Below are 23,865 nucleotides of genomic sequence, written 5' to 3' on the forward strand. Positions count from 1 at the left end.
GGATCCACTGCAATAGCCACGGGTAAAACTTGGCATTGACTTTAGACACGCTGTTGAGTTCTCAAGTTTCGGGCACAACCCGCACATCCAACCATCCGGTCTTCCGCTTGGGGCAACTCGATCAAGCTTACCGGAATCTTTTGCCTTGTTCAAATTGGCAATTTCATCCGGCTGGAAGTTCCTTTTACCGAACTCCCCGCTGCATTTCTGCAACTCGTAAAACTTTAGTTGTTTTCGATTCCCCGTGCAAATCGGGGATCTCGAACAACTTCTGGGAAATGCGTCGCCCCGCACATCTTTGAGGAAGTGGGGTGGCAGACATTGCCCGGCTCCCGTCCGCGCGTCGTGGCCCGGTTTCAAGAGCTGGATCAGCATACACAGATACCCAGGCAGATGCAAGAGCTTCGTGGAAGAATGTGGAGGCGCTTCAAAGGCCCTAGTCAAAGTGGATTTGAGGAGTCTCAGGTCGTGCAAGGGGCCTCAACAGGCTCGGCCATCGTGGTGACGACCCTGCCCACCAGTCCCGCCCAGCCATCACGGTGACGACCCTGCCCACCAGTCCCGCCCAACCATCACGGTGACGACCCTGCCCACCGGTCCCACCCCGCAATCGGGGGCGAATGGCTCAGGCTGCGGTGATGTCGCGCTGGAACAGAGCAGTCATCCGGTCGCGCTGCGCGGCATCCTCCCACTTGATCTGCTCGAGGGCGCGCTGTGCCTCGTCCACCACGTGATCCCGACCGGCCCGGGAGATCAACCCCAGTTCCAGGGCCTTGTTGGCGGCGCCGACGTAGGTGTCGTGGAACCAGACCTGGTGCTCGGCGTGCTCGGCACGTTCCTCGTCGGGGGTGTCCACGACATCGTGGATGAAGACGGCATCCATCGCCCCGGGGTAGAGCTCCCAGAGCTTCTCCCCCACCCGGACATCGCCCTGCCCGGAGTCCCCCATGAAGGTCATCCGGTATTCGGGGAAGAGCTGGGTGTAGTGGCTGATGTTCTCCAGCTTCTTGCCGGCCATGGAATCCAGCGTGAACAGGCTGAACAGACTGCCCGACATCAGGGAGAGATCGGCGATGCCAGCCCTTTTGAGGCTTTCCCGTGAATGGTTCTCCACCAGACCGAAGAAGTCACCGGGCCTGGCGGTGACGAAGGTCAGATCCCCCAGGCTCTTCGGATCGTCGTCGGGGCCCTTGTCCAACGCTTCCTGGAAGGCGAGCACCCCCGGGTACAGGGTGCCCCGGGGATAGCGCTTGTCATGCAACTTGCAGAAGACGGTGTCGTCGATGTCGGAGAGCACCTTGGCTTCAGTGAACTGCTGGCCCTGGGCCTCTACAGCGAAGTGCTGCAGGATCCGCTCGCGTACCGAGGCGTCGTCCAGGTCAATGAAGACCAGACCTTCCAGGTCATGGTGGTCATTGCGCAGGTTGAGGATGTTCTTCAGGTGGGTGAGCTCGTCACCGTGCACGGCGCACAGGAGGTCGGCGATCCGCGCCTCCTCGTCGTCGCTGGTCCGGCCGGTCTGCAGCGCGTGGATCACCGCCGCCCGGGCATGCAGCTCCAGGTCACCGGCCCGGCGCTGGGCCACCAACTCCAGCAGGGCGGATCGATTGTCGGCACCGAAGATCCGGTCGTCCATCGCAGAGAAGAGCCGCTCCGCCCCCTGTTCGGTCAACAACTCGTTGAGTTCGTGAGGCTCGAGCGATTCGATCAGTCCGAGGATCCGGTTCTCGTCCTGCTCGCCGGTGCGGTGGGCCAGCAACTCCCGGGTCAAGCTGAGTTCGGCGGTCATGGGCGGCCTCCTTTGGTTCGGGTGTGCGGTTGGCGCACCAACAGCGCGCCGGGGTCCACGTGGATGTCGACGTCGATGACGGGGCCGAAGGTGTCCCCATCAAGTTGTAGCGCGGTGGGTGACTCGGGCCGCAACCGCACCCGCCGAGCCACCCCATGCACCAGTACGGGGGTCCGGGCGGTGCGCCGCAGCCCGGCCAGCGCGACGGGTGCCCACTGCCACAGGTGGCTGATCCGGGCCTCCATGGTGCGCAGCTTCCCGTCGTCCAGCCGGGCCTCTGGGAAGACCTCGATCCCCAGCGGGATCCGTCCGGCATTGCCCACCAGGAAGCTCCACAGGGCCCTGGCGTGCGGCGGCTGGTCATCGATGGTGACAGTCATCCGAATCGGCCGACGGACCATGTGACGGGCACCGGATTCGAAGTAGGCCAGCCAGCCCAGGCGTCGCTTGAGCCCGGGACGGGTGCTGCTCACCGTGTCGGCGTCATTGCCCAGACCGGCGAGCACCAGGAAGAGGTGTTCGCGGGAGCCCTGGCCGGGCAGGGAGGCCATGGTGAAGGTGGCCACGCCCAGGTCCACGGCGCTGGCGGAACCGAACATCGAGATCTGCACCGCCCGGTCCAGCCGTCGGGGTGACAGGCCCAGGTTGCGGGCGAAGATGTTGGCCGTGCCCAGCGGGATGATTCCCAGCTGGACGCCGGTGCCACGCAGCCGCTCCGCCACGGCACGCACGGTGCCGTCCCCGCCACCGACGATCACCAGGTCTGCCCCCAGCTCCAGTGCCTGTGCGGCCTGGCCACCGCCGGAATCGTGCGGGCTGGTCTCGATGATGACCGGAACCGGCCAGCCGGCCAGGGCCGCCCGGCGGGTGATGTTGTCGACAACCCGGTCACAGCCCCTGGCGACCGGATTGAGGATCGCGACCGGCCGGGTGGGGATGGTGCGCGGGGAATCGCCCTGCGTCCTGGTCATGCTGGCCAGCCTAGACCGCAGTGTCGGCCAGCAGGCGCGCGATCGCGGTGTCGGCCGGTAGCCAGGCAAGGGTTGGCAGCTCGGCCGCCGGGAACCAGGCGACGGTGTGGTGCGCGTGCCCGGCCGTCGGTGGGGTGACCAGCCGCGCATGGTAGACCCGCAGCTCCAGCCGCTCGTTGACCGGCCAGGCCCCGCCATCCCTGGTCAGCTCGTCGCCGATCTCGATCCGGCAGCCCAGCTCCTCCCACACTTCCCGGGAAAGGGCCGCCTCGGGGCTCTCCCCCGGCTCCACCTTGGCGCCCGGGAACTCCCACAGCCCCGCGAACTGTTCGGGGTAGGAACGCTGCGCGGCCAGGACTCGCCCGTCGTCGCCGGTGATGATGGCGCCGACGACGAGTCGTCGGACGGCCGGCTCAGGCATCGGCGTTCTGCTTCGCCCGGGCCGCGGCCTTGGCGGCCTTCTTGGTCTCGCGAACCTTCTGCAGGGAGGCCTCGTCGGTGATGTCCGCCACCGAGCGGTAACCGTCCAGACCGTAGTCCCCGGCGGCCTCGCGCCAGCCGTCGGCGGCCAGACCACGACGCTTGCCCAACAGCGCCAGGAAGATCCGCGCCTTCTGGTCGCCGAAGCCGGGCAGCTTCTTGAGCCGCTTCAGCACCGTGGGGCCATCACCGTCGGCCCACACCTGCGCGGCTGACGCGTCGTATTCCTCGGTCAGCACCGTGCAGAGCTGGTGCACCCGGGCTCCCATCGACCCGGGGAAGCGATGCACGGCGGGCTTCTGCGCACAGAGTGCCACGAAATCGACCTCGTCCATCGCGGCGATCGCGGCCACGTCCAGCGTGCCGCCCAAGCGTTCCGCGATCACCGCGGGGCCACTGAAGGCCTTCTCCATCGGGATCTGTTGATCCAGGCACATGCCGATCAACAGGGCATCGTCGTTGCTGGCCAACAGCGCATCCGCGGCGGGATCGCCGGTGAGGTGGGAGGTCATGTCCATCAGGGTATTGGCTGGGCGGTGCCCAGTCACTCGAACAGGACGTACTCCGGGGTGGGCTTGAGCGCCATCACCTCGGCCGGGGTCATCAGGCGTCCTCCGGTCTGCACGTCCTCCTGGTAGAAGAGCTTGAAACCGCCGTGCACGAACTTCGGCTTCTTGGCCACGACGCGCTGCCAGGTGTCGGTCTTGGCCGCGGGCGAGCCGATGCCGTCGACGGACTTGATCATCACCACGCCCTTGGCCGGCTTCAGCGCGGCCTCGTTGCCCACCACGCCCTCGTTGAGCTGGTGGTACAGCATCACCTTTTCCGGAAGGTTGTGCTTGGCCACCAGGTTGGAGACCCACTGGGCAGACTCGTTCAGCTCGGCAGCCTTGACATGCCCGAAGGTCCTCATCGGCACCTCGTTGGGACCCATCCGCCACTCCGGATCCAGGGCCAGCCCGACGTCGGGCTCGGCCAGCCACTTCTCGTAGGTCTTGATCTCGGCCGGGAAGGTGGAGCGGCCGGGCTGGATGTTGAGCAGCAGCATCGCCTTGTGCTTGCGGGCGGTGGTCAGCCACTCCTTGATCACCGCGTCGTCGATCCGAGTGCGATACATGCCGTCCTTGCCCGGCGAGCCGTGCACGGTGGTGGCGATCAGCTCCATGATCGGCATGATCTTGCGGCCCTTGGCATAAGGCTGGGCGCGCTTCTCCATCTCCACCATCCGGTCATCCAGGGCGCCGATCCCCAGCCGCCCCTGCCCGGGCGCACCGGGTGCGCCGGAGTAGCCGAACAGACGGTAGGTGGGGAAGATCGTCCGGCCGCCGCGGGGCAGCTCGGCCGCAGGCGTTGGGGTGGGCGTCGGCGTCGGTATCGCGCTGGCAACGGAGCCCTGGGAGGTCTCGGGTGCTGGAATGTCGGGGCCCGGCTGGTCCTGGCCGCTGCAGGCAGCACCCAGTGCCGTAGTGAGGACGACGGCGGCGGCAAGACTTGCCCGTGCACGAGAAAAGGCCATGTCGGAAACCCTAACCGACTGGTCACGAAATCCACGACCGAGCGATCGTGCGTCGCACCAAACACAGCAGGTCCCGCGGAAGACGTCTCCGCGGGACCTGCTGTGGCCCCTCGACGAGCTCGGGGAGCGTGGTCCAGTGATCTGTGACCAGGTGGGATCAGAAGTTGATCATGTGGCCGACGACACCTTCAGCGGCCTCCTTGAGGGCCTCCGACAGGGTCGGGTGGGCGTGCACGGTGCGGCCGATCTCGTCGGCGCGCAGGTCCCACTGCTGGGCCAGCACCAGCTCGGGCAGCAGCTCGGTCACCTCGGGGCCGATCATGTGGGCGCCGAGGATCTCATTGGTCTTGGCATCGGCGACGATCTTGACGAAGCCGACGCCCTCGCCCAGGCCCCAGGCCTTGCCATTGGCGGCGAAGGGGAACTTGCCCACCTTGACCTCGTAGCCCTTGTCCTTGGCCTGCTGCTCCGAGTAGCCCATCGAGCCGACCTGCGGCTGGCAGTAGGTGGCGCGCGGGATGAAGTCGTAGTTGACCGGGTAGGTCTCGGCGCCGGCGATGGTCTCGGCGGCGACGACGCCCTGGGCCTCGGCCACATGGGCGAGCATCATCTTGCCGGTGCAGTCGCCGATGGCGTAGATGCCGTCCACATTGGTGCGCAGGTAGTCGTCGACGGCGATGGCGCCACGGTCGGTCAGCTGCACGCCGGTCTTCTCCAGGCCGAAGCCCTCGGTGCGCGGGGCGAAGCCCATCGCCTGCAGGAACTTGTCGGCCTCGAGCACCTGCTGCTCGCCGCCCTTGGCGGGCTCGACGGTGACCTTGACGCCCGAGCCCGTGTCTTCCACAGCCTTCACGGCGGTGGAGGTCATCACCTTGATCCCGAGCTTCTTGTACTGCTTCTGCAGCTCGGCGGAGATGTCCTTGTCCTCGGCGGGCACCTGGCGATCCAGGAATTCGACGATGGTGACGTCGACGCCGTAGCTGTTCAGCACGTAGGCGAACTCGGTGCCGATGGCGCCGGAGCCTCCGATGATGATGCTCTTGGGCAGGTTGTCGGCCAGGATCTGCTCCTTGTAGGTCACCACATTCTGGCTGACCTCGGTGCCCGGCAGCAGCTTGGTGGTGGCGCCGACGGCGATGATGCAGGCGTCGAAGGTGACGTCCTCACTGCTGCCGTCCTCCTTGGCGACGCTGATCGTCTTGGCGTCGGTGAAGGTGCCCCAACCGGAGAACTCCTGGATCTTGTTCTTCTTCATCAGGAAGTGGATGCCCTTGACCATCCGGTCACTGACCTGGCGGGAACGGCTGAAGGCCTTGCCGTAGTCGGCGGTCATCTCACCGGACAGGCCGAAGGTGTCGGCCTCCTTGGTGACCAGGTGCACGATCTCGGCATTGCGCAGCAGCGACTTGGTGGGGATGCAGCCGACGTTCAGGCAGACGCCACCCCAGTACTCCTTCTCGATGATGGCGACCTTCTTGCCGAGCTGGGCGGCGCGAATGGCGGCGACATAGCCACCGGGGCCTGCGCCAAGGACAACGACGTCAAAGTGTGAGCTCATGGCTTCACTCTAGGGCACGGGGGAAGACTCATTCGTTCACCAGAACCGGAACTCCGACGCTGGCCGAGACCGCCTTTGCGGAGACGTCCTTGGGCACCTCGATGGTGAAGTCCGTGGAGTGGAAGAAGTTCGGGCTGGCCGAGCCGGAGGCGGCATGGTCATGCTCCTCCTGCGCATGGTCATGCGCCCCGTCCAGATGATGGGTGAAGCGACCGGTCTGCAGCAGCTTGCCGTCGGCGTCATGGAAGCCAGCCAGCACCTGCAGCTCCAGCAGCTCGGAGACATCGCTGGTGACGGTGACGGTGCCGGTCAGCTTGCCGTCGGCCAGCTTCAGCTTGCTGAGCGTGAACCGGTTGTCGAAGGGTCCCTTGGCCTGCACCACCGTGCCCGGCTGGGGCGACAGGGCGTCCATCGACGCCAGCGTCGGATCGCCGGTGGGAGTGCTCAGCCCCGGCAGGCTGGTGGCCACGGCGGCGCTGGGATCCGGCGGAGTGGCCTCCTCATCGCTGCCGCAGGCGCTCAGGCCCAGACTGACGGCAAGGGCGGCGACGACGACGGCTGAGCGGATGGCGGGGCGGTGCAGATGCGGTGACATGGCTTCCTGGGGCTGGATGGTTCGGGAATGGACAGGCCCGGGGCCCACGCGGCAAGCCTGCCGCGCGGTCCCCGGGCGTGCTATTGCTTCGTGCTACTGCTCAGTGGGTCACTTGGTGACGCGCAGGGCCTTGCCGACGATGTCGAACAGGTCGGTGTTCTCGATGTTGCCCGAAACCTTCTGCGATCCGGGGCCGTAGCCGTAGACCGGCACGTCGGCACCGGTGTGGTTGCCGGAGAGGTAGCTCAGCCACAGGCTGGCATCCTCGGAACCGTCCTTCACGCCGGCGGCGTCATCGGGGGTGCGGAAGGTTGCCGGGCCGAAGTTGGCCGGGTCGTTCTTGCCGTCACCGTTGATGATGCCACTGGAACGCTTCGGATCCAGCTTGCCGCCCTTCGCCCGGGAGGGGACGGAGTTGTTGGCGGGGTTGCCACTGTCCACATTCGCCGGAGGCGTCGCGGCCTCGGAGTTGGTGTAGGTGCCCTTCTCGATGATGTTGAAGCCGGCGCACTCGTGGTCGGCGGTCACGATCACCATGGTGTGCTTGTCCCTCTTGGCGAAGTCCAGCGCAACCCGCACGGCCTCATCGAAGGCCTTGGTCTCCTCCAGGGTCTGGGCGGCGTCGTTGGCGTGCGAACGCTTGTCAATCAGGGCGCCCTCCACCTGCAGGTAGAAGCCCTTCTTCTTGCCCTTGTTGGTGTTCAGCAGCGCAATCGACTTGCGGGTCATCTCCGCCAGGTTCGGCTCCTTGGCCTCCGCGGACGACGGGTTCTCCCGCTTGCTCTTCTCGATGGTCAGGTTGCCCTTGTTGTAGAGCGCGAAGACCTTGTTGGTCTTGCCCCGTTTCACCTTGACCCGGTCCATGTCCCGCTCGGTGGCGACGCGCTGCGCGGCCGGGGAGCCCAACACGGTGTAGCCCTGGGCCTTCAGCGCCTTCTCGTCGGCGGCATCGAAGCGGCTCAGGCCGCCGCCCATGATCACGTCGGCGGTGCCGTTGCGGGCAATCTGGTCAGCCACCGGGGTGACCCGGATGTCGCTGGTCGGCAGCTGCTTGCCGGTGACCTCGGTGTTCTGGCAGGCCTTGGCGCTGTACTCCGGGCCCTGGCAGCCGCGCATCAGCACGTGGCTCATCTGGCCGGCGGGAGTGGCGTCGGTGATCTCCGCGGTGGAGACATTGCCGGTGCGGTAGCCGGCCTTCTTGGCCAGCTCCATCACGGTGGCCTTGGCCTTGCCCTTGCCGTCGACTCCCAGCGCAGCGTTGTAGCTCTTGACGCCCGAGGACCAGGCGGTGGCGGCCGAGGCGGAGTCGGTGACGTAGTTGGGCTTGAAGTCGTGCTCCCCCGGCTGGCCGGAATTGGGCTCGATGGAGTAGGTGCGGTTCTGCCCGATGTTGGGCATGGTCTCCATCACCAGCTTGCCGTCGGCGCCGTAGTAGCGCTGCCGGGCGGCATCGACGTGGGTGTGGCCCATGCCGTCGCCCACCAGGTAGATGACATTGCGGATCTGACGGTCGTTCTTACGGTCGGCGACGGCGACACCGGCGGCGGCCGAGGCGCCAAGGCTGGCGGTCACAATTGCCGCCGCCGCCACGCGGAAGGACTTGTTCATGATGCTCCCTGGGTCTGTGAGTCTGGACATCCGCCCACGACAGCCAGACTGGTCGAGCCGTGTACCGGACGCCGTGAAAGCTATCTGGGTCAGACCGCACCCGATCGGCCAGCAGACGTACAGCAATTGAACAGGAATCGACGAGACGGGCGGCATAGTGCGTCGGGGATGCCCCCTCGGCGCGGCCCATCGGGAGCCCTGCGACCCGCCGAGGAGCAGCCTCGACATCGGCAGTATCTCAGGTGTGAGTTATCCTGAACGGCGTGACTGAGACCACTCCTGCCTCCATCGGCCGCCTGATCCGTGACGCTCGCAAGCAGCGCGGGCTCACCCAACACCAGCTCGCCGATGTCCTGAACACCTCCCAGAGCGCGGTGCATCGCATCGAGGCCGGGAACCAGAATCTGAGCCTGGAAATGATCAACCGGATTGCCGAAGCGCTGGAATCCCCACTGATCACGCCCGCCTCCGGCGGCACCATGAACTTCCGGATCCAGGGCGGCACCAAGCTGTCCGGATCCATCGAGGTGCGTTCCAGCAAGAATGCCGCCGTGGCGCTGCTCTGCGGCAGCCTGATCAACCGGGGCACGACCGTCCTGCGCGGCATCGCCCGGATCGAGGAGGTCAACCGCCTGCTCGAGGTGCTGACCAGCATCGGCGTCGAGGCCACCTGGAACGAAGACCACACCGACCTCACCCTGCGTCGCCCGGCCGAGCTCGACCTGGACGCCATGGACGTGCAGGCCGCCCGCCGCACCCGCAGCATCATCATGTTCCTCGGCCCCCTGCTGCAGCAGTACAAGTCCTTCCGGCTGCCCTATGCCGGCGGCTGCAACCTGGGCGCCCGCACCATCGAGCCCCACCTGCAGGTGCTGCGCCCGTTCGGACTGGAGGTCGAGGCCACCGAGGGCTACTACCAGGCAGACGTCGACGTCAGCAAGGTGGCGCAGGTGCGCCATGTCACCCTCACCGAGCGGGGCGACACCGTCACCGAGAATGCGCTGCTGGCCGCCGCGCAGACCCCGGGCGTCACCGTGCTGCGCAATGCGTCGCCGAACTACATGGTGCAGGACGTCTGCGTCTTCCTGCAGATGCTGGGCGTCAAGGTGGAGGGCATCGGCACCACCACCCTGACCATCACTGGCGTCGAGGAGATCAATGTCGACGTGGAGTACGACATCTCCGAGGATCCGATCGAGGCGATGAGCCTGCTGACCGCGGCCATCGTCACCGACAGCCAGCTGACCATCACCCGTTGCCCGATCGAATTCCTGGAGATCGAGCTCGCCGTGCTGGACGAGATGGGCCTGCAGTACGTGATGAGCGAGGAATACCCCAGCCGCAATGACTTCACCCGGCTGGTGGACATCACCGTGCACCCGTCGACGCTGCGCGCCGCCCAGGACAAGATCCATCCGCTGCCCTTCCCCGGCCTGAACATCGACAACCTGCCCTTCTTCGCCGTGATCGCCGCGGTGGCCGAGGGCCAGACGATGATCCACGACTGGGTCTACGAGAACCGTGCGATCCACCTGCTGGAGCTGAACAAGCTGGGTGCCAACGTGCAGCTGCTGGATCCGCACCGGCTGATCGTCAACGGCCCGACCCGCTGGCGCGGTCGGGACCTGGTCTGCCCGCCGGCCCTGCGGCCCGCCGTCTGCCTGCTGCTGGCCGCTCTGGCCGCCCGCGGCGAGACGGTGCTGCGCGACGTCTACGTGATCAACCGCGGCTATGAGGATCTCCCGATGCGCCTGAGCAAGCTCGGTGCGCGGATCGAGGTCTTCCACGAGTGAGCTGAGCGGGAGCGTTGTCTGGGGCTGACCCGACCACCGCTCCCGAGCTTGTCGAGGGGCCCCGACAGGCTCGGCCATCGTGGTTGAGTCTGCAGCGACGGTTGTGTCAGCTCACCCCAGGCCCCACCGGCCCAGCAGCCTGGTCCGGCCCTGCTCGTACCAGACCAGATCCAGCGCCTCGGCCCGGAAGGTCACCGGCAACACGCCGCTGAGTTCCCGGGCCACGCTGCGAACTGACACCTCGACCCCCACGGCGTCCAACGTCACGTGGGGGTCGACGTCGTAGTGGCCCCGGTAGGGCTCGATGCCGGGGAAGGCCGCCCGCGCCAGGTCGTGCAGCCTGCCAAAACCCTCCGCGGGCTCGGCCGGACAGTGGATGATCCCATTGGGGAAGGCGCGGACGCGCCGACAGTGCGCGTCGAAGCCCGTCATCCGCCCGGCCACGCTCGCCACGTCGCCCGGATCGGGCAGCTCGTCGAAGAGCCCGAGCACCGTGACGTGCGCATGCACGAAGCCGATCCCGGGCAGATCGCTGACGCCCAGCAGCGACGGGTCGTAGAAGTGGTAGCGGCCGCGGACGTAGGGCTCCAGCGGTGGCACCGGCACCTGGAGCACCGCGTGCCCGGGCCAGCGGGTCATCAGCCGATCCGGATGGCCTCGAAGCTCCAGCAGGGCGCCACGATGTTGTCCTGCGCCTGCACCAGGGCCAGTTCACTGCGGCCCAGGTCCGCCGTCGTCTGCAGCACCGAGTAGACCACTGCCGCCGTCTCCTGCAGCACTTGGTGGATCGGCTGGCCGCCGAGCATCTTGGCCAGGAAGAGGGCGCTGGTGATGTCTCCCGTGCCGGTGAAGTAGCCCTCGATCCGGGGGGTCTCCACCTGCCAGGCACCGTCGGAGGTCACCGCCACCATCCGCATCGAGTCGTTCGCCGCCTCGGGCAAGCGCACCGAGGTGACCAGCACCGTCGCCGGCCCCCTGGCGTGCAGTTCCTGCGCCGCCTGCATCACGTCGTCCATGGTGCGAATCGTCCGACCCACCAAGAATTCCAGCTCGAACAGGTTGGGGGTGACCACGTCGGCCCGGGGAATCACCTGGTCACGCATGAATTCCGGGATTCCCGGCAGGCAGTAGAAGCCGGTGTCCACGTCGCCCATCACCGGGTCACAGCAGTAGATCACCGACGGGTTCTCCGCCCGCACCATGTCCACCGAGTCAAGGATAACCTGCCCCATGTCGGCACTGCCCTGGAAACCGGAGAGCACACCATCCACCCCACGCAGGAAGCCGCGCTCCTGGATCCCGGTGACCACGTCGGAGACCTGGTCGGCGCCGATCAGCGGTCCGCGCCAGGCGCCATAACCGGTATGGTTGCTGAAGTTCACGGTGAGCACCGGCCACACCTCCACCCCCAGCCGTTGCAGGGGGAAGACAGCCGCGGAATTCCCGACATAGCCGTAGGCGACGTGCGACTGGATCGACAGGATGGTGGTCACCCGCTCGATTCTGCCACTGGCAGGGCCTCCAGGTCTCCTCGGCACGTCTACGACCACGGGTGGAGATGCCACCAGACCGGGGTGTCTTGGGTTGGCGACCGCGGCTCTGGCATGCTCTAGGGCATGCAGTCAGAGCCCACCCGCACCCAGCCGGCGACCATCGCCGAGGTGAGCGTGGTGGAGGCGACGCCGGGTGACGCGATTCCGGTGGAGCTGGCCGACGACTTCACCCCCGTCGCCGAGAAGAAGACCCGCGACTGGCAGCAGGACCGGTGGGCCTGGCGGGCCCGGATTCGAGCCAATCCGCTGGCGCTGTTCTGGTACCGGATCGGGGTGGCGCTGGTGGGTGCGCTGATGATGATCGGCGCCGCGCTGACCGGCTGGCTCCCCGGACCCGGCGGCATCCCGCTGTTCATGCTGGGCCTGGTGGTGTGGTCCAGCGAATTCACCTGGGCGCACAACGTGATGATGTGGTTCAAGCGGGCCTTCGACTGGTTCCTGGGGTGGCCCGATCGCACCCGGCACATCTTCTACGTGCTGTGCGTGGTCTGCGCCCTGGGCGCTTGGTACGGACTGGCGGCCTGGCACGGGGTGCCCACCTGGATGCCCGACTCCATCGCCCAGGAGCTGGACCGGCTTCCCCTGATCGAACGCTGAGCATCGAATCCCGGATGAGGGCTGGCTAGGCTGGCCAGCATGCAGGCCCGAGACTTCGGCTACTTCGACCAGCCGTTCATCGCACTGGCCCACCGCGGTGGATCGCTGCTGCAGGCCAATCTGGGGCGGGAGAACACCCTGCACGCCTTCGGCGAGGCGTTGGCCTTGGGCTACACCCACCTGGAGACCGACGTGCACGCCACCCGCGACGGCAAGCTGGTGGCCTTCCACGACGCCGTACTGGATCGGGTGACCGATGGTCGGGGCGCCGTTGCCGAGACCGACTTCGCCACCGTGCGACGCGCCCGGATCGCCGGCGCCGACCAGATCCCCACGCTGGACGAGGTGCTGGAGGCCTTCCCCACCGCCCGGATCAACATCGACATCAAGGCGCCCGGCGCCGTCGATCCGCTGGTCAGCTGCCTGCGCGCCCATCGGGCCGAGCAGCGGGTCTGTGTCGGTTCCTTCGGCGCCGCCCGGCTGAACCGTTTCCGTCGGCTGATGGGTTGCGATGTGGCCACCGCCAGCGGCCCGGTGGGGGTGGCCTGGACCGCCCGGGTGCCGCTACTCCCCCGGCTGCTGGCCAGCCCCGGCGTCGCGCTCCAGCTGCCCGTCGAGCACAGCGTGCGCGGCCGTCGGGTGCGGCTGTTGACCCCTTGGCTGCTTGACGCCGCGCACAGACGTGGCAAGGTGGTGCACGTGTGGACGATCAATGACGCCACACAGATGCACGAGTTGATCGACCAAGGGGTGGATGGCCTCGTCACGGACGAGATCGCGGTGTTGCGGGATGTGCTCCTCGAGCGCGGCCTGTGGCACCAGGGGCCAGCTCCCCTCAGCTGAGAGGCAGCGTGCCGGGGGAACAAAGCCCGCCCCCGACTCGTTGTGATCAGTGTTGGACACCCCCGCATCCGGGGTTTCGCGATTTCCGCAGGACCAGGCACGTCGGGGGCGACGAGGAGGAACGACCAATGGCAGATCGAGCACTACGAGGAATGGGCCTGGGAGCCAAGAGCTTCGAGGACGAGGAGGGCATCGAGTTCGCTGCCCGTCAGACGATCGGTTTCGACTGCGAGAAGGAACACCACTTCGAGGTCACCTTTGCCATGGAGGCCGAGCTTCCTGCCGAATGGGAGTGCCCGCGCTGCGGCGCGCAGAGCCTGCGCAGCGACGGCACCCAGCCGGAGGAGAAGGTCACCAAGCCGCAGCGGACCCACTGGGACATGCTGCGCGAACGCCGCAGCATCAAGGAACTCGAGGTTCTGCTGGCCGAACGGTTGGAACTGCTCCGCAAGGACCAGTGAGACCGCGCCAGTCCCGCGCATGACGAAGGGGAGCCCACCAGGTGTGGGCTCCCCTTCTTGCGTCGTCGACGGCCTTGGCTCACAGCACGGTGCCGGTGATGGCCGGGGGCTCCCCCTCGTCGCCGCGATCCGGCCGGCGCCGGGCCGTGGATCCCGAACCGGGCGGTCCATCGACGGTCTCCCCGGGGATCACCTCGCCCTCGATCGTCATGCCCGGCCGGCCGCGTGCCTTCAGCAGGTCGACGTCGATCCCGGCCCGACTCACCTGACGGGCCGCAAAGAAACCGACCAGGTTCCGGGCCAACGGCCGGGTCAGGGGCAGCAGGAAGACGAAGCCGACCACATCGGTGAGGAAGCCGGGGAGCATCAGCAGCACGCCGCCGACCAGCACCAGGGCCGCGTCGGTGAGCTCCGCGGCGGGCAGCCGACCGCTGTGCATCGTCGCGCTCAGCGCCTGCCAGGCCCTGGCGCCCTCCCGCTTCATCAGCCAGCCGCCGATCAGGGCCTCGGCCACCAGGATCGCCATCGTCGGCAACCCGCCGATCGCGTGGGCCGTCTGGATCAACAGCCAGACCTCCGCGATCGGCATCGCCACCAACAGAGCCACCAGCACGGGCAGGGCCCAGCCATTGCGACGCGGGGCGGCCACACTCAGCTCCCGGTGCCGGTGCCGCCGGAGCTGCGCTGGTTGCGCACCTTGGCGACCGTCTGCTTGGCCTGGCCGACCAGCGGCTCGGCCTTCTTGACACCCTTGCCGGCCAGCTCCTTCAGCTGCAGCGCCCGGTACTCGGCGCCCCACAGGGTGGTGCGGATCAGTGCCTCAGTGACGATGTCCTTGCTCATCTTGGACTCGCCGCGTTCCCGTTCGATGAACTCGATCGGCACCTCGACGATCTTCAGACCGGCCTTGGCCACCCGCCAGGCCAGATCCAGCTGGAAACAGTAGCCAGCGCTGGCGATCTCGTCCAGGTCGATGGCGCGCAGGGTGGAGGCGCGGAAGGCGTTGAAGCCGCCGGTGATGTCCTTGACGTCCATGCCCGTGCACATCCGGGTCCACAGCGAGCCGCCGCGGCTGATCAGCAGCCGGCTCGTCGGCCAGTTCACCACCGAGCCGCCCTTCACGTAGCGGGAGCCCTTGACCATGTCCGCATCCTGCAGCGCCTCCAGGATGGCGGGCAGCTGCTCCGGCTGGTGCGAACCGTCGGCATCATGCTCCACCAGCACGTTGTAGCCACGATCCAGACCCCAGTGGAAACCGGCCAGGTAGGCAGCGCCGAGGCCCTGCTTGCCCTTGCGGTGCATCACATGGATGTGTTCCGGATCGGACTCGTGCAGCCGGTCCGCGATCTCGCCCGTGCCGTCGGGGGAATTGTCGTCGGCCACCAGCACATGCGCGTCCGGAACCGCCGCGCGCAGCCGAGTGATGATCGGCTCGATGTTCTCGGCCTCGTTGTAGGTCGGGATGATGACGAGCACCTTGTCGGTCGGCTCCCTGCGGTCCACCATGGCTTACCCCTTGTCGCGTACCCGTCACCCGTCGTTGTGTGCCGGTCTTTCCAGTCTACTGACCGGCCAAGCCTCGACGGGTGAAGGCACGGCCCGCACCGGCCAGGATCATCACCAGGCCGGCCACCGAGGCCGCCAGCTCGATCGCCGGCCCGGTGCGGACCGCCGGGGTGATGCCGGTGCGGCGCGGCACGGTGAAGGTCCGCGCCGCGGCGGTGCCCTCGGTGGTCAGGCCCGTGACACTGCCGTCGGGATGCACCAGGGCCGACAGCGAATTGGTGGTGGCGACGACGATCTCCCGGCGCAGCTCCAGTGCCCGGGCTCGGGTGATGGCGAACTGCTGGCGGGGCTGCGCGGTGCCCGTGTAGGTGCCGTTGTTGGACTGCACCACCAGCACCTCGGCCTCGTGGGTGACAGTGTCGTGCACCGTCGAATCCCAGGCCAGCTCGAAGCAGACCACGTCGCCGATCACCAGCGGGCTCTGGTCGGCCAGGGTGACGTGCAACGTGCCGGGCATGCTGCCCGGAATCGACTGGGCACCCACCTGGCTGAGTACCGGAAGCACCGGCAACAGTTGTTTGCGCAGGGGGATCCACTCCCCGAAGGGCACCAGGTTGCGCTTGTCATAACGAGCGGTGATCTCCCCCTGGGTGGTCCACCACAGCGCGCTGGTCTGCCGCTCGTCGACGCCGGGGCCCTCCATCACGGCCCCCACCAGGATCGGCAGGCCGGTGATCCGGCTGGCCCGCTCCACCAGCGCAGCGGTCTGCGGATCGGTCGTCGGGTCGATGTCGGTGGAGTTCTCCGGCCAGAGCACGAAGTCCGGCATCGGATCGAGGCCGGCCCGGGCACGCGCCATCAGGGTGACGGTCTGGCTGACGTGGTTGTCGGTGACCGAGCGGGCATAGCCCATGGCCTGTGGCCCGGCCGAACCGTCCACATTGCCCTGCACCACGCCGACGTTGATCGGCTTCTCCCCCGGCTCCGGGGGCTCGACGGGGGTCAGCCGGGCGGCAGCCGGGCCACCGGCCACCAGGAGGGCCGCCAGGCTCGCGGCCAGTACCGCGTACCAGCGTCGGCCACGCCACAGGGCCGGCAGCGCCCCCACCAGGTGGGCCAGCAGGGCGACCACGAAGCTCAGCCCGCCCACGCCGACCAGGGGCAGCCAGCCGGCCAGCGGGGAATCGATCTGGGTGTAGGCCAGCCGCAGCCAGCCGAAGCCACCGAAGGGCACCCGGCCGGCGCCGAATTCAGAGAACGACCAGGCGCAGGCGCTCAGCAGTGCCACGACGACCGGGTTGGTGCTGAGCCGGTGGGCGCAGCCGATCGCCAGCCCCACCAGGGCCTGCCACAGGGCCATGAAACACAGCAGCGGCGGCACCACGTACCAGCCGATCACGTACACCCAGTGCAGCGCGACGATCCCCTGTCCCAGCCCGAAGAACCACCCCAGCCCGGCGGCCCGGCGCAGGGCTCGGGGAGGCTCGGTTGATTGCGTGCGCCCGATCAGCAGCCCGAAGCCGGCCAGGGCGACGAAGATGGTCGGCCACCAGCCCAGCGACTGCCACGCGGTGCCCGCCAGGGCGCCCAGCACGAGGGCGATCAGACGTTCAGGCGCTCGGCGCATTGAGCATCGGCCGGTCCCGGAAGATGGTGGTCAGCACGACGGTGGTGACGGTGGTCACATTGGCGGCGGTGCGAATCCGGGTGAGCAGCGCATCCAGCTCGGCCGGGGTGCCCACGTGCACCTCCAGCAGGTAGGAGGCGTCGCCGGCCACCGAGAAGCAGGACGCGATCTCGGGCATGCCGTCCAGCTTCGCGGGGGTGGCCTCGTCGGTCTCCGGATCCAGCGGACGGATGGAGATGAAGGCCGTCAGGTTTCGCCCCAGCGACTCAGGGTTGATCGTGGCGTGGTAGCCGGAGATGATGCCGCGCTGCTCCAGGCGTCGGACCCGCTGCTGGGCGGCCGAGGTGGACAGCCCCGTCTCCCGGCCGATGTCGGTGTAGGACATCCGCCCCTCACTCGCCAGCAACGCCAAGATCTGCTGATCTGTGCTTTCCATGGGCACATGGTGACACTATTTTCATGTGAACAGCGCCAAGCTCATGATTTTTGACACTGCCTCGATGTACTTCCGGTCCTTCTACGGTCTGCCGTCCAGCATGCGTTCGCCGCAGGGCGAGCCCGTCAATGCAGTCCGGGGGTTGCTGGATGCGATCGCCCGGCTGGTGGAGCAGTACTCCCCCGACGCCCTGGCCTGTGCCTGGGACAATGACTGGCGGCCCGCCTGGCGGGTGGAGCTGTTGCCAAGCTACAAGACCCACCGGGTGGCCGGTGGCGCGGCAGAGGCCGACCGGGTGGGCGTCGTCGGGGCCGGGGCCCTGGCCGCCACCGGTGGCCTGGCCGAGGAGTCCCCCGAGGGCCTGGCCCACCAGGTGCTGGTGATCCGCGAGGTGCTGGCAGCGCTGGGAATCGCCGTCGTGGGCCGCGACGGTTACGAGGCCGACGATGTGATCGGATCGTTGGCCAGCCAGCACGACGGGGAGTCGCTGGTGGTCACCGGCGACCGGGACCTCTTCCAGCTGGCCGACGAGCACACCCGGATCATCTACATCGGCAAGGGGGTCGCCAAACATGACCTGGTGGACCCGGCCTGGGTGCAGGCCAAGTACGCCGTGCCCGCCAACCGTTACGTCGATTTTGCGGTGCTGCGGGGCGATCCGTCCGACGGACTGCCGGGGGTGAAGGGCATCGGCGACAAGTCAGCCGGACAGTTGGTGGCCAGCCACGGCGATCTGGAGGGGATGCTGGCAGCAGCCGGCGACCCCGAGTCCACGATGAGCCCCTCGGTGCGTGCCAAGCTGGCCGGGGCCGTCGACTACCTGGCCGCGGCCCGCGAGGTGGTCCGGGTGGTGCCCGACCTTCCGCTGCCCGAACTCGCCGACGGTTCGCTGACCATCAGGCCCGAACGAATCGACCGCACCGCGCTCGCTGCGCTGGACCAGCGGTGGGGGCTGGGTGGTTCGTTGGAGCGGATCCTCACGGCCTTGGCCGGGTGAGTACGTAGAGCCCGGCGCCGGCCAGCAGGTTGGGCCGTGCGCCGGCCAGCCGGCTGCGGTGGCCGCCCTCGTCGAGGGCGATCCGCTGCTCGATCGATAGCCCGAGGCCACCGAAGAAGCGTTCCAGGTCCACCAGCGTCGCGTGGTGCAGGTTGGGGGTGTCGTACCAGGTGAAGGGCAGGTCCTTGCTGCGCGGCATGTGCCCGCTGAGCAGCCGCAGCCGGTGGCGCCACAGCCCGAAATTGGGCATGGAGACCACCATCCGGGGCGCGATCCGGGCCATCTGGGTGAGCACCTGTTCCGGGTTCCGGACGGTCTGCAAGGTACGACTGAGCACCACCGCGTCGTAGGATTCATCGGCGAACTGCTCCAGCTGGCTGTCGATGTCCAGCTCCAGCAGCGGCACGCCGCGCCACAGGGCGCGCAGCACCTCGTCGGGATCCTTCTCGACGCCGGTGCCGTGGCAGCCCTTGGTGCGCACCAGGACGTCCAGCAGTTCGCCCCCGCCGCAGCCCAGATCGAGCACCCGCGCCCCCTCGGGCACCAGGTCGGCGACCAGTTCCAGATCCGGCCGCAGGCCGTAGCGATGCGGATTCATGCGCTCACCGTCCGTCCGCTGTGGGTGTGGGGATGGCTCGCGGACTCGCATTCCAGGAAGGCCCGAACGGTCTGGTGGTAGGGCGGAACCTCCAGCAGGAAGGAGTCATGCCCCCAGGGCGAACGGAAATCCCGGAAGCTGACCGGCAGCCCGCCGCGCTCCAGCACCTGCGCAATCCGCCGGGAGTGTTCGGTGCTGAACCGCCAGTCGGTGTCGAAGCTGGCCACCAGGTAGTTCACCGGGTGCTGCTTGACCAGATCCAGCGCGTCGCGTGCGGCGAAGGGGTCGAAGTAGTCCATCACCCGGGTCAGGTAGAGGTAGCTCAGGGCGTCGAAGCGGCCCAGGAAGGCCTCCCCCTGGTGCTCGAGGTAGCTCTCCACGGCGAAGTCCACCCCGAAGCCGCGGGTGCTGTCGCCGAACTGGGGGCGGCGGCCGAACTTCTCGTCGAAGCCCTCCTCGCTCGTGTAGGTGATGTGCGCCATCATCCGCGCGATCGACAGCCCGACGTCGGGATTCTCCCCCTGCGCAGCGAAGTCGCCGCCGTGGAAGGACTCATCGCGCATGATCGCCTCGCGGCCGACGGCGGAGAAGGCGATGTTCTGCGCGGTCAGCCGGCTGGTGGAGGCAATGACCACGGCATTGCACATCTCGGTGGGGTACTTCAGCGACCAGTCCAGCGCCTGCATCCCGCCCATCGAGCCGCCCACCACCGCGTGCCAGCGGCGCACGTCAAGCCGGCGGGCCAGTTCCCGGTGCACCGTGACGAAGTCGGTGATGTCCAGCAGCGGGAAGTCCAGTCCCCACGGCTCCCCCGTCGCCGGATTGATCGACGACGGCCCGGTGGTCCCCTGACAACCGCCCAGCAGATTGCTGCACACCACGAACCAGCGGTTGGTGTCGATCGGCTTGCCGGGCCCGATCAGGTTGTCCCACCAGCCGGGGTGCTTGTCACCCTCGTGCCATCCCGCGGCGTGCGCGTCGCCGGTCAGGGCATGACAGATGTAGATGCCATTGTCCCGCTCGTCGTTCAGCTCGCCATAGGTCTCGTAGGCGACGGTGATCGGCCCCAGCGTCTGGCCGTTGGCCAGCACCAGCGGCTGCTCGGGGCTGAACAGCTCCACCGACTGGGTCTCCACCAGGCCCAGCTGCCCCGGCTCGGGGTGGTCACCGGGGTGGTCGGCGTCGGATGTCACCGGCTGGCCTCCAGCGCCTGGTCCAGATCCGCGATCAGGTCGTCGACGTGCTCGATGCCGATGCTCAACCGCACCATCTCCGACGGCACCCCGGCGGCCACCAGCTCATCCTCGGTGAGCTGCGAGTGGGTGGTGGTGGCGTTGTGGATCACCAGGCTCTTGGTGTCGCCGATATTGGCCAGGTGGCTGAACAGCCCCAACGAATCGACGAATCGCGAACCGGCCTCGCGGCCGGCCTTGAGGCCGAAGCTGACGATGCCGCCATAGCCCTGCCCGGTCAGCACCCGGTCGGCGACCGCCTTCTGCGGGCTGGCCTCCAGCCCCGGGTAGTTCACCCACGCCACGTCCGGGTGTTGCTCCAGGTGCTGGGCAATGGTCAACGCATTGGCCGAGTGTCGCTCCATCCGCAGGTGCAGGGTCTCCATCCCCTGCAGGAAGAGCCAGGCGTTCATCGGGGTCAGGGTGGCGCCGGTGTTGCGCAGCAGCACGGTGCGTGCCCGGGTGATGTAGGCGGCCGCACCGGCGGCCTCGGTCCAGACCACCTCGTGGTAGGCGTGGTCGGGCCCGGTCATGTTGGCGAAGCGCTCGGCATTCGCCGTCCAGTCGAAGCGGCCGGAATCCACGATCACGCCGCCCATCGCCGTGCCGTGCCCACCCAGATACTTGGTGGCGGAGTGCACCACCACGTCGACGCCGTGTTCGAAGGGACGACACAGGTAGGGCGAAGGCACGGTGTTGTCGATCACCAGCGGCAGCCCCAGGGCGTGGGCGGCCTGGCTCCAGGCGTCGAGGTCCACCACATTCAGCGTCGGATTGCCGATCGACTCGCCGAAGACCAACTTGGTCCGCTCATCGACCACCTCTGCCAACGCGGTCGGATCCGACGGGTCCACGAAACGCGCCTCGATCCCGAACTGCGGCAGGGTGTGCGCAAACAGGGCGAAGGTACCGCCATACAGGGTGGACATGGCGACGATGTTGTCGCCGGCTCCCGCCAGGTTCAGCACCGCATAGGTCACGGCCGCCGCACCGGAGGCAGTGGCCAGGGCCCCGACACCGCCCTCCAGCGCATTCACCCGCTCCTCGAAGACGCTCGTGGTGGGGTTCATGATCCGGGAGTAGATGTTGCCGGGCTGCGCCAGCGAGAACAGGCTCGCGGCGTGCTCCGTGGAGTCGAAGGTGAACGCGGCCGTCTGGTAGATCGGCACCGCCCGGGCGTGCGTCGTCGGATCCGCGGTCTCCTGGCCGGCGTGGACAGCCAAGGTCGCGGGGTGGCGGGGATCGGTGGGGGTGCTCATGGGAGTGCTCCTTCCAGCCCCGGTGGGGCGACGAGTCCTCAGGCTAACCGGAGCGCTTCGAGGGGTGGTCACCTCGCCAAGATGTGACCACAAACACAATTCGGACCCGCTCGGTCAGCTAGATTGGCTGGCACTTGTCGAGCGTCGGGAGGAACAACTCGTGGTCAAAGTGCACACCGGCCTGCCGTCCCACTCCTCCGACATGCCGCTCACCGCGCGGGGCCGGGTGGACGGGCGCAGCGCGCGCAAGGTGGAGACCCGACGCAAGATCGTCCAAGCGGCCAGCGAACTGTTCGCGGAACAGGGCTACACCGGCACCTCCATGGAACAGATCGCCGAGACCGCCGGGGTCAGCAAGGGCACGATCTTCTACAACTACAAGAACAAGGCCGACCTGTTCGAGCAGCTGATCAAGGAGGCCGCGCAGACCATCGCCGACGACGTCCAGGCCGCACGGGAGGGACGACGCGGCTGGGATGCGCTCAGCGAGGCGGTGTGGCGGGTGCTCCGGGCCGCCGACGCCGCGCCGGCCCCCGCCCAGGTGCTGGTCACCGAGCTCTTCCGGCTGCAGCGGCCGTGGTCGAAGTGCCTGGCCGACGCCCGGGACGTGCTGATGAAGCCCCTGCTGGAGATCATGGCCGAACTGGCGGAGGATCGGGCCGCCGCCAAGGGCAGCCGGCTGCTGCCGGCGGAGAAGGTCAGCAATGTCACCATGCCGCTGCTGGGGGCGCTGGTGGTGGCGACGCTGGACCGGCGCGCCTACAACCCCGAGATGCCGCTGGAGACCGTGCACGAGGTGCTGACCACCGCGATCAGCGGGCTGAGGGTCTGAGTCTGACCACTCGATGACCGGCTGGCCTCAGGCGTCGCTGCCACAGCTGCCATCGGGCAGCTGCTCCTTCAACAGTTCGGCATAGCAATCGCGCACGTGCGGCCAGCCATGGGCCACGGCGTCCTGCCCGACACAGCGTCCGGTCTCGACGCCGGCCAGCAGGCGACGCAGGACCACCAGGCAGAGGTGCCAGCCCGCCGCCAGCTCCGCGATCTGCTCCGACTGGGAGGGCTCGTGCACCAGGTTCAGCTGGGTGCCCTCGCCGGAGGGCGCCAGCTGCCACGTGATCACCTCGGGGCCCCAGCGGTGCTCCAGGAACCAGGGCGCGCGGGCCTCGGTGACCGTGGCGTCGACCTCTTCGGCGTCGGGGGTCTCCCTGCTGGTGGCCTCGCCCACGCCGTCGAGCGACCGGTTGGGCACGATCGGTGACCAGCGCGCCAGCTCGTCGGGCTCGGTGATCCAGCGCCAGACCTCGTCCTGGACTGCCGGCAGCTGGCAGGTCAGGGTGAGCACGCCCAGTCGCACACGGGCTGGGGTCAGGGTGGCAAGCGCATCGTCGGTGAGACTGGTGGTCATGACGGCCATTCTTGCACCCCGACCACCCTTACAGTGGAAGACATGTTCCTCCTAGCCACAGCGCTGGTCGTGATCGGCCTGATCGCCCTTTTCGGTTCCCGTTCCCTGTCCACCACCCCCACCGTCACCTCCCCCGGCAAGGGCAAGCCGGCCAAGTCCGGCCCGGCTCCTCGCACCACCGCTCGGGTGCTGGGTGGTGGGGCCCTGCTGGCCGGGCTGGTGGCCCTGGCCGTCTCCTGCGTGACCCTGGTTCCCACCCAGCAGGTGGGCATCCGCGTCGCCTTCGGGCGCCCCGTCGGCACCATGCAGAACGGCCTGCACATCAAGGCCCCGTGGGAGCGGGTGGTGAAGATGGATGGCACCGTGCAGATCGACGACAACCTGGGCGACAAGCGGACCGAGATCCGGCTGGGCAACCAGTCCGTGGCCTATGTGCAGAATGCGGTGCGCTGGCGGATCAAGTCCGACGCGGCGGACCGGCTGTACCGCGATCACAAGACCTTCGAGCGGATCGGCCCCGCCCTGCAGGAGCAGGAGCTCTCCGCCGCCCTGAACGAGGCCTTCAAGGACTACAACCCGCTGGCCACCGCCACCGGTGACGCGAAGAGCCTGGACAGCGTGGCCGACCAGGTGAAGAAGCGCCTGACCGAGAAGATCGGCGACCGGCTGGTGATCGATTCGGTGATCATCCCGAAGGTGGACTTCGACCCGCAGACCCAGAGCCGGATCGACGCCTACCAGACCGAGGTTGGCAATACCCGGATCGCGGAACAGCGCAAGAAGACCGCGGCGGCCGAGGCCGCGGCCAACAAGGAGCTGGCCGCCTCGGTCAGCAAGGACCCGAATGTGCTGGTCAGCAAGTGCCTGGACCAGATGTCCGAGATGGTGCAGAAGGGCCAGCAGATCCCGGTCGGCTTCTCCTGCTGGCCGGCCAGCGGCGGCGGCAGCGGCGTGATTGTCGATTCCACGACGCCGACGCCCACGGCCCAGGAGACCAAGAAGTAGACCGGCTGCACAACACCAGGGTCCCGGCACTCC

Annotated in this window: 25 protein-coding genes; 7 read left to right on the forward strand and 18 right to left on the reverse strand. The window is 67.9% G+C overall.

Going from position 1 to position 23,865, the window contains the following annotated elements; all coding sequences use genetic code 11:
* Positions 1 to 625: 625 nt before the first annotated feature.
* The 8 genes from AAEX57_RS12675 to AAEX57_RS12710 all read right to left on the reverse strand — a co-directional run bounded on the left by AAEX57_RS12675 (position 626) and on the right by AAEX57_RS12710 (position 8,517).
* Positions 626 to 1,789: a phosphatase domain-containing protein gene (locus AAEX57_RS12675; protein ID WP_342092814.1), complete on the reverse strand. Its 1,164-nt coding sequence runs from the start codon at positions 1,787 to 1,789 to the stop codon at positions 626 to 628.
* A complete protein-coding gene (locus AAEX57_RS12680) occupies positions 1,786 to 2,760 on the reverse strand; it encodes a diacylglycerol/lipid kinase family protein (protein ID WP_342092813.1) in 975 nt (324 codons plus the stop codon). The genes AAEX57_RS12675 and AAEX57_RS12680 overlap by 4 nt, the downstream gene beginning before the upstream one ends.
* A 10-nt stretch (positions 2,761 to 2,770) precedes the next feature.
* Positions 2,771 to 3,181, reverse strand: a complete 411-nt coding sequence (locus tag AAEX57_RS12685; RefSeq protein WP_342092812.1) for a (deoxy)nucleoside triphosphate pyrophosphohydrolase — start codon at positions 3,179 to 3,181, stop codon at positions 2,771 to 2,773.
* Positions 3,174 to 3,752 carry an HhH-GPD-type base excision DNA repair protein gene (locus tag AAEX57_RS12690; RefSeq protein WP_342092811.1) on the reverse strand — a complete coding sequence of 193 codons (579 nt, stop codon included), beginning with the start codon at positions 3,750 to 3,752 and terminating at the stop codon, positions 3,174 to 3,176. The genes AAEX57_RS12685 and AAEX57_RS12690 overlap by 8 nt, the downstream gene beginning before the upstream one ends.
* A gap of 32 nt (positions 3,753 to 3,784) precedes the next feature.
* Entirely contained in the window at positions 3,785 to 4,756 is a 972-nt protein-coding gene (locus AAEX57_RS12695) for a hypothetical protein (RefSeq protein WP_342092810.1), read from the reverse strand.
* A gap of 157 nt (positions 4,757 to 4,913) precedes the next feature.
* Positions 4,914 to 6,314 (reverse strand): dihydrolipoyl dehydrogenase, encoded by a 1,401-nt coding sequence (gene lpdA / locus AAEX57_RS12700; RefSeq protein ID WP_342092809.1) that lies wholly within the window; start codon positions 6,312 to 6,314, stop codon positions 4,914 to 4,916.
* A 28-nt stretch (positions 6,315 to 6,342) separates the two neighbouring features.
* Complete coding sequence (locus AAEX57_RS12705) at positions 6,343 to 6,909, reverse strand: hypothetical protein (RefSeq protein WP_342092808.1); 567 nt, start codon at positions 6,907 to 6,909, stop codon at positions 6,343 to 6,345.
* Positions 6,910 to 7,017: 108 nt separating this feature from the next.
* Positions 7,018 to 8,517, reverse strand: a complete 1,500-nt coding sequence (locus tag AAEX57_RS12710; protein WP_342092807.1) for an alkaline phosphatase — start codon at positions 8,515 to 8,517, stop codon at positions 7,018 to 7,020.
* Between the two features lie 263 nt (positions 8,518 to 8,780).
* Between AAEX57_RS12710 and AAEX57_RS12715 the strand changes: the two genes are divergently transcribed.
* Positions 8,781 to 10,310 (forward strand): helix-turn-helix domain-containing protein, encoded by a 1,530-nt coding sequence (locus AAEX57_RS12715; RefSeq protein ID WP_342092806.1) that lies wholly within the window; start codon positions 8,781 to 8,783, stop codon positions 10,308 to 10,310.
* A 111-nt stretch (positions 10,311 to 10,421) separates the two neighbouring features.
* Here the strand turns inward: AAEX57_RS12715 and AAEX57_RS12720 are convergent, their stop codons facing one another.
* Both AAEX57_RS12720 and pdxY read right to left on the reverse strand, forming a co-directional pair.
* Positions 10,422 to 10,949 carry a 2'-5' RNA ligase family protein gene (locus AAEX57_RS12720; RefSeq protein WP_342092805.1) on the reverse strand — a complete coding sequence of 176 codons (528 nt, stop codon included), beginning with the start codon at positions 10,947 to 10,949 and terminating at the stop codon, positions 10,422 to 10,424.
* Positions 10,949 to 11,803: a pyridoxal kinase PdxY gene (gene pdxY, locus AAEX57_RS12725; protein ID WP_342092804.1), complete on the reverse strand. Its 855-nt coding sequence runs from the start codon at positions 11,801 to 11,803 to the stop codon at positions 10,949 to 10,951. Before pdxY ends, AAEX57_RS12720 begins: the two co-directional genes overlap by 1 nt.
* Before the next feature lie 123 nt (positions 11,804 to 11,926).
* On the opposite strand from pdxY, the gene AAEX57_RS12730 reads away from it, so the two are divergent.
* From AAEX57_RS12730 to AAEX57_RS12740, 3 genes are all read left to right on the forward strand, one after another.
* Positions 11,927 to 12,460: a PGPGW domain-containing protein gene (locus AAEX57_RS12730; protein WP_342092803.1), complete on the forward strand. Its 534-nt coding sequence runs from the start codon at positions 11,927 to 11,929 to the stop codon at positions 12,458 to 12,460.
* 39 nt (positions 12,461 to 12,499) lie between these two features.
* A complete protein-coding gene (locus tag AAEX57_RS12735) occupies positions 12,500 to 13,303 on the forward strand; it encodes a glycerophosphodiester phosphodiesterase (protein ID WP_342092802.1) in 804 nt (267 codons plus the stop codon).
* 128 nt (positions 13,304 to 13,431) lie between these two features.
* Positions 13,432 to 13,764, forward strand: coding sequence for an RNA polymerase-binding protein RbpA (locus AAEX57_RS12740; protein ID WP_342092801.1), 333 nt, complete (start codon positions 13,432 to 13,434; stop codon positions 13,762 to 13,764).
* Positions 13,765 to 13,843: 79 nt separating this feature from the next.
* Here the strand turns inward: AAEX57_RS12740 and AAEX57_RS12745 are convergent, their stop codons facing one another.
* From AAEX57_RS12745 to AAEX57_RS12760, 4 genes are read right to left on the reverse strand one after another with little or no spacing between them, the layout of a single operon-like run.
* Positions 13,844 to 14,413, reverse strand: coding sequence for an FxsA family protein (locus AAEX57_RS12745; RefSeq protein WP_342092800.1), 570 nt, complete (start codon positions 14,411 to 14,413; stop codon positions 13,844 to 13,846).
* A gap of 2 nt (positions 14,414 to 14,415) precedes the next feature.
* On the reverse strand, positions 14,416 to 15,270 hold the full coding sequence (locus AAEX57_RS12750) for a polyprenol monophosphomannose synthase (RefSeq protein WP_342092799.1): 855 nt from the start codon (positions 15,268 to 15,270) through the stop codon (positions 14,416 to 14,418).
* A 55-nt stretch (positions 15,271 to 15,325) separates the two neighbouring features.
* Positions 15,326 to 16,897, reverse strand: a complete 1,572-nt coding sequence (gene lnt / locus AAEX57_RS12755) for an apolipoprotein N-acyltransferase (protein WP_342092798.1) — start codon at positions 16,895 to 16,897, stop codon at positions 15,326 to 15,328.
* Positions 16,881 to 17,333 carry an Lrp/AsnC family transcriptional regulator gene (locus AAEX57_RS12760; protein ID WP_342092797.1) on the reverse strand — a complete coding sequence of 151 codons (453 nt, stop codon included), beginning with the start codon at positions 17,331 to 17,333 and terminating at the stop codon, positions 16,881 to 16,883. Before AAEX57_RS12760 ends, lnt begins: the two co-directional genes overlap by 17 nt.
* A gap of 43 nt (positions 17,334 to 17,376) precedes the next feature.
* On the opposite strand from AAEX57_RS12760, the gene AAEX57_RS12765 reads away from it, so the two are divergent.
* A complete protein-coding gene (locus AAEX57_RS12765) occupies positions 17,377 to 18,330 on the forward strand; it encodes a 5'-3' exonuclease (RefSeq protein WP_342092796.1) in 954 nt (317 codons plus the stop codon).
* Here the strand turns inward: AAEX57_RS12765 and metW are convergent.
* Genes metW through AAEX57_RS12780 form a run of 3 tightly spaced genes read right to left on the reverse strand, consistent with a single transcriptional unit; the run spans position 18,311 to position 21,419 of the window.
* Positions 18,311 to 18,928 carry a methionine biosynthesis protein MetW gene (gene metW / locus AAEX57_RS12770; RefSeq protein WP_342092795.1) on the reverse strand — a complete coding sequence of 206 codons (618 nt, stop codon included), beginning with the start codon at positions 18,926 to 18,928 and terminating at the stop codon, positions 18,311 to 18,313. The two genes, AAEX57_RS12765 and metW, sit on opposite strands and share 20 nt — an antisense overlap.
* Positions 18,925 to 20,121, reverse strand: a complete 1,197-nt coding sequence (gene metX, locus AAEX57_RS12775; RefSeq protein WP_342092794.1) for a homoserine O-acetyltransferase MetX — start codon at positions 20,119 to 20,121, stop codon at positions 18,925 to 18,927. Before metX ends, metW begins: the two co-directional genes overlap by 4 nt.
* Positions 20,118 to 21,419: an O-acetylhomoserine aminocarboxypropyltransferase/cysteine synthase family protein gene (locus AAEX57_RS12780; protein WP_342092793.1), complete on the reverse strand. Its 1,302-nt coding sequence runs from the start codon at positions 21,417 to 21,419 to the stop codon at positions 20,118 to 20,120. Before AAEX57_RS12780 ends, metX begins: the two co-directional genes overlap by 4 nt.
* Before the next feature lie 160 nt (positions 21,420 to 21,579).
* On the opposite strand from AAEX57_RS12780, the gene AAEX57_RS12785 reads away from it, so the two are divergent.
* On the forward strand, positions 21,580 to 22,251 hold the full coding sequence (locus tag AAEX57_RS12785; RefSeq protein WP_342092792.1) for a TetR/AcrR family transcriptional regulator: 672 nt from the start codon (positions 21,580 to 21,582) through the stop codon (positions 22,249 to 22,251).
* Between the two features lie 27 nt (positions 22,252 to 22,278).
* On the opposite strand, the gene AAEX57_RS12790 is transcribed toward AAEX57_RS12785, so the two are convergent.
* Positions 22,279 to 22,827 (reverse strand): SRPBCC domain-containing protein, encoded by a 549-nt coding sequence (locus AAEX57_RS12790; RefSeq protein WP_342092791.1) that lies wholly within the window; start codon positions 22,825 to 22,827, stop codon positions 22,279 to 22,281.
* A gap of 42 nt (positions 22,828 to 22,869) precedes the next feature.
* On the opposite strand from AAEX57_RS12790, the gene AAEX57_RS12795 reads away from it, so the two are divergent.
* Complete coding sequence (locus AAEX57_RS12795; protein WP_342092790.1) at positions 22,870 to 23,832, forward strand: SPFH domain-containing protein; 963 nt, start codon at positions 22,870 to 22,872, stop codon at positions 23,830 to 23,832.
* Positions 23,833 to 23,865 lie beyond the last annotated feature (33 nt).

Source organism: Luteococcus sp. H91, from assembly GCF_038433135.1.
Lineage (GTDB): Bacteria > Actinomycetota > Actinomycetes > Propionibacteriales > Propionibacteriaceae > Luteococcus.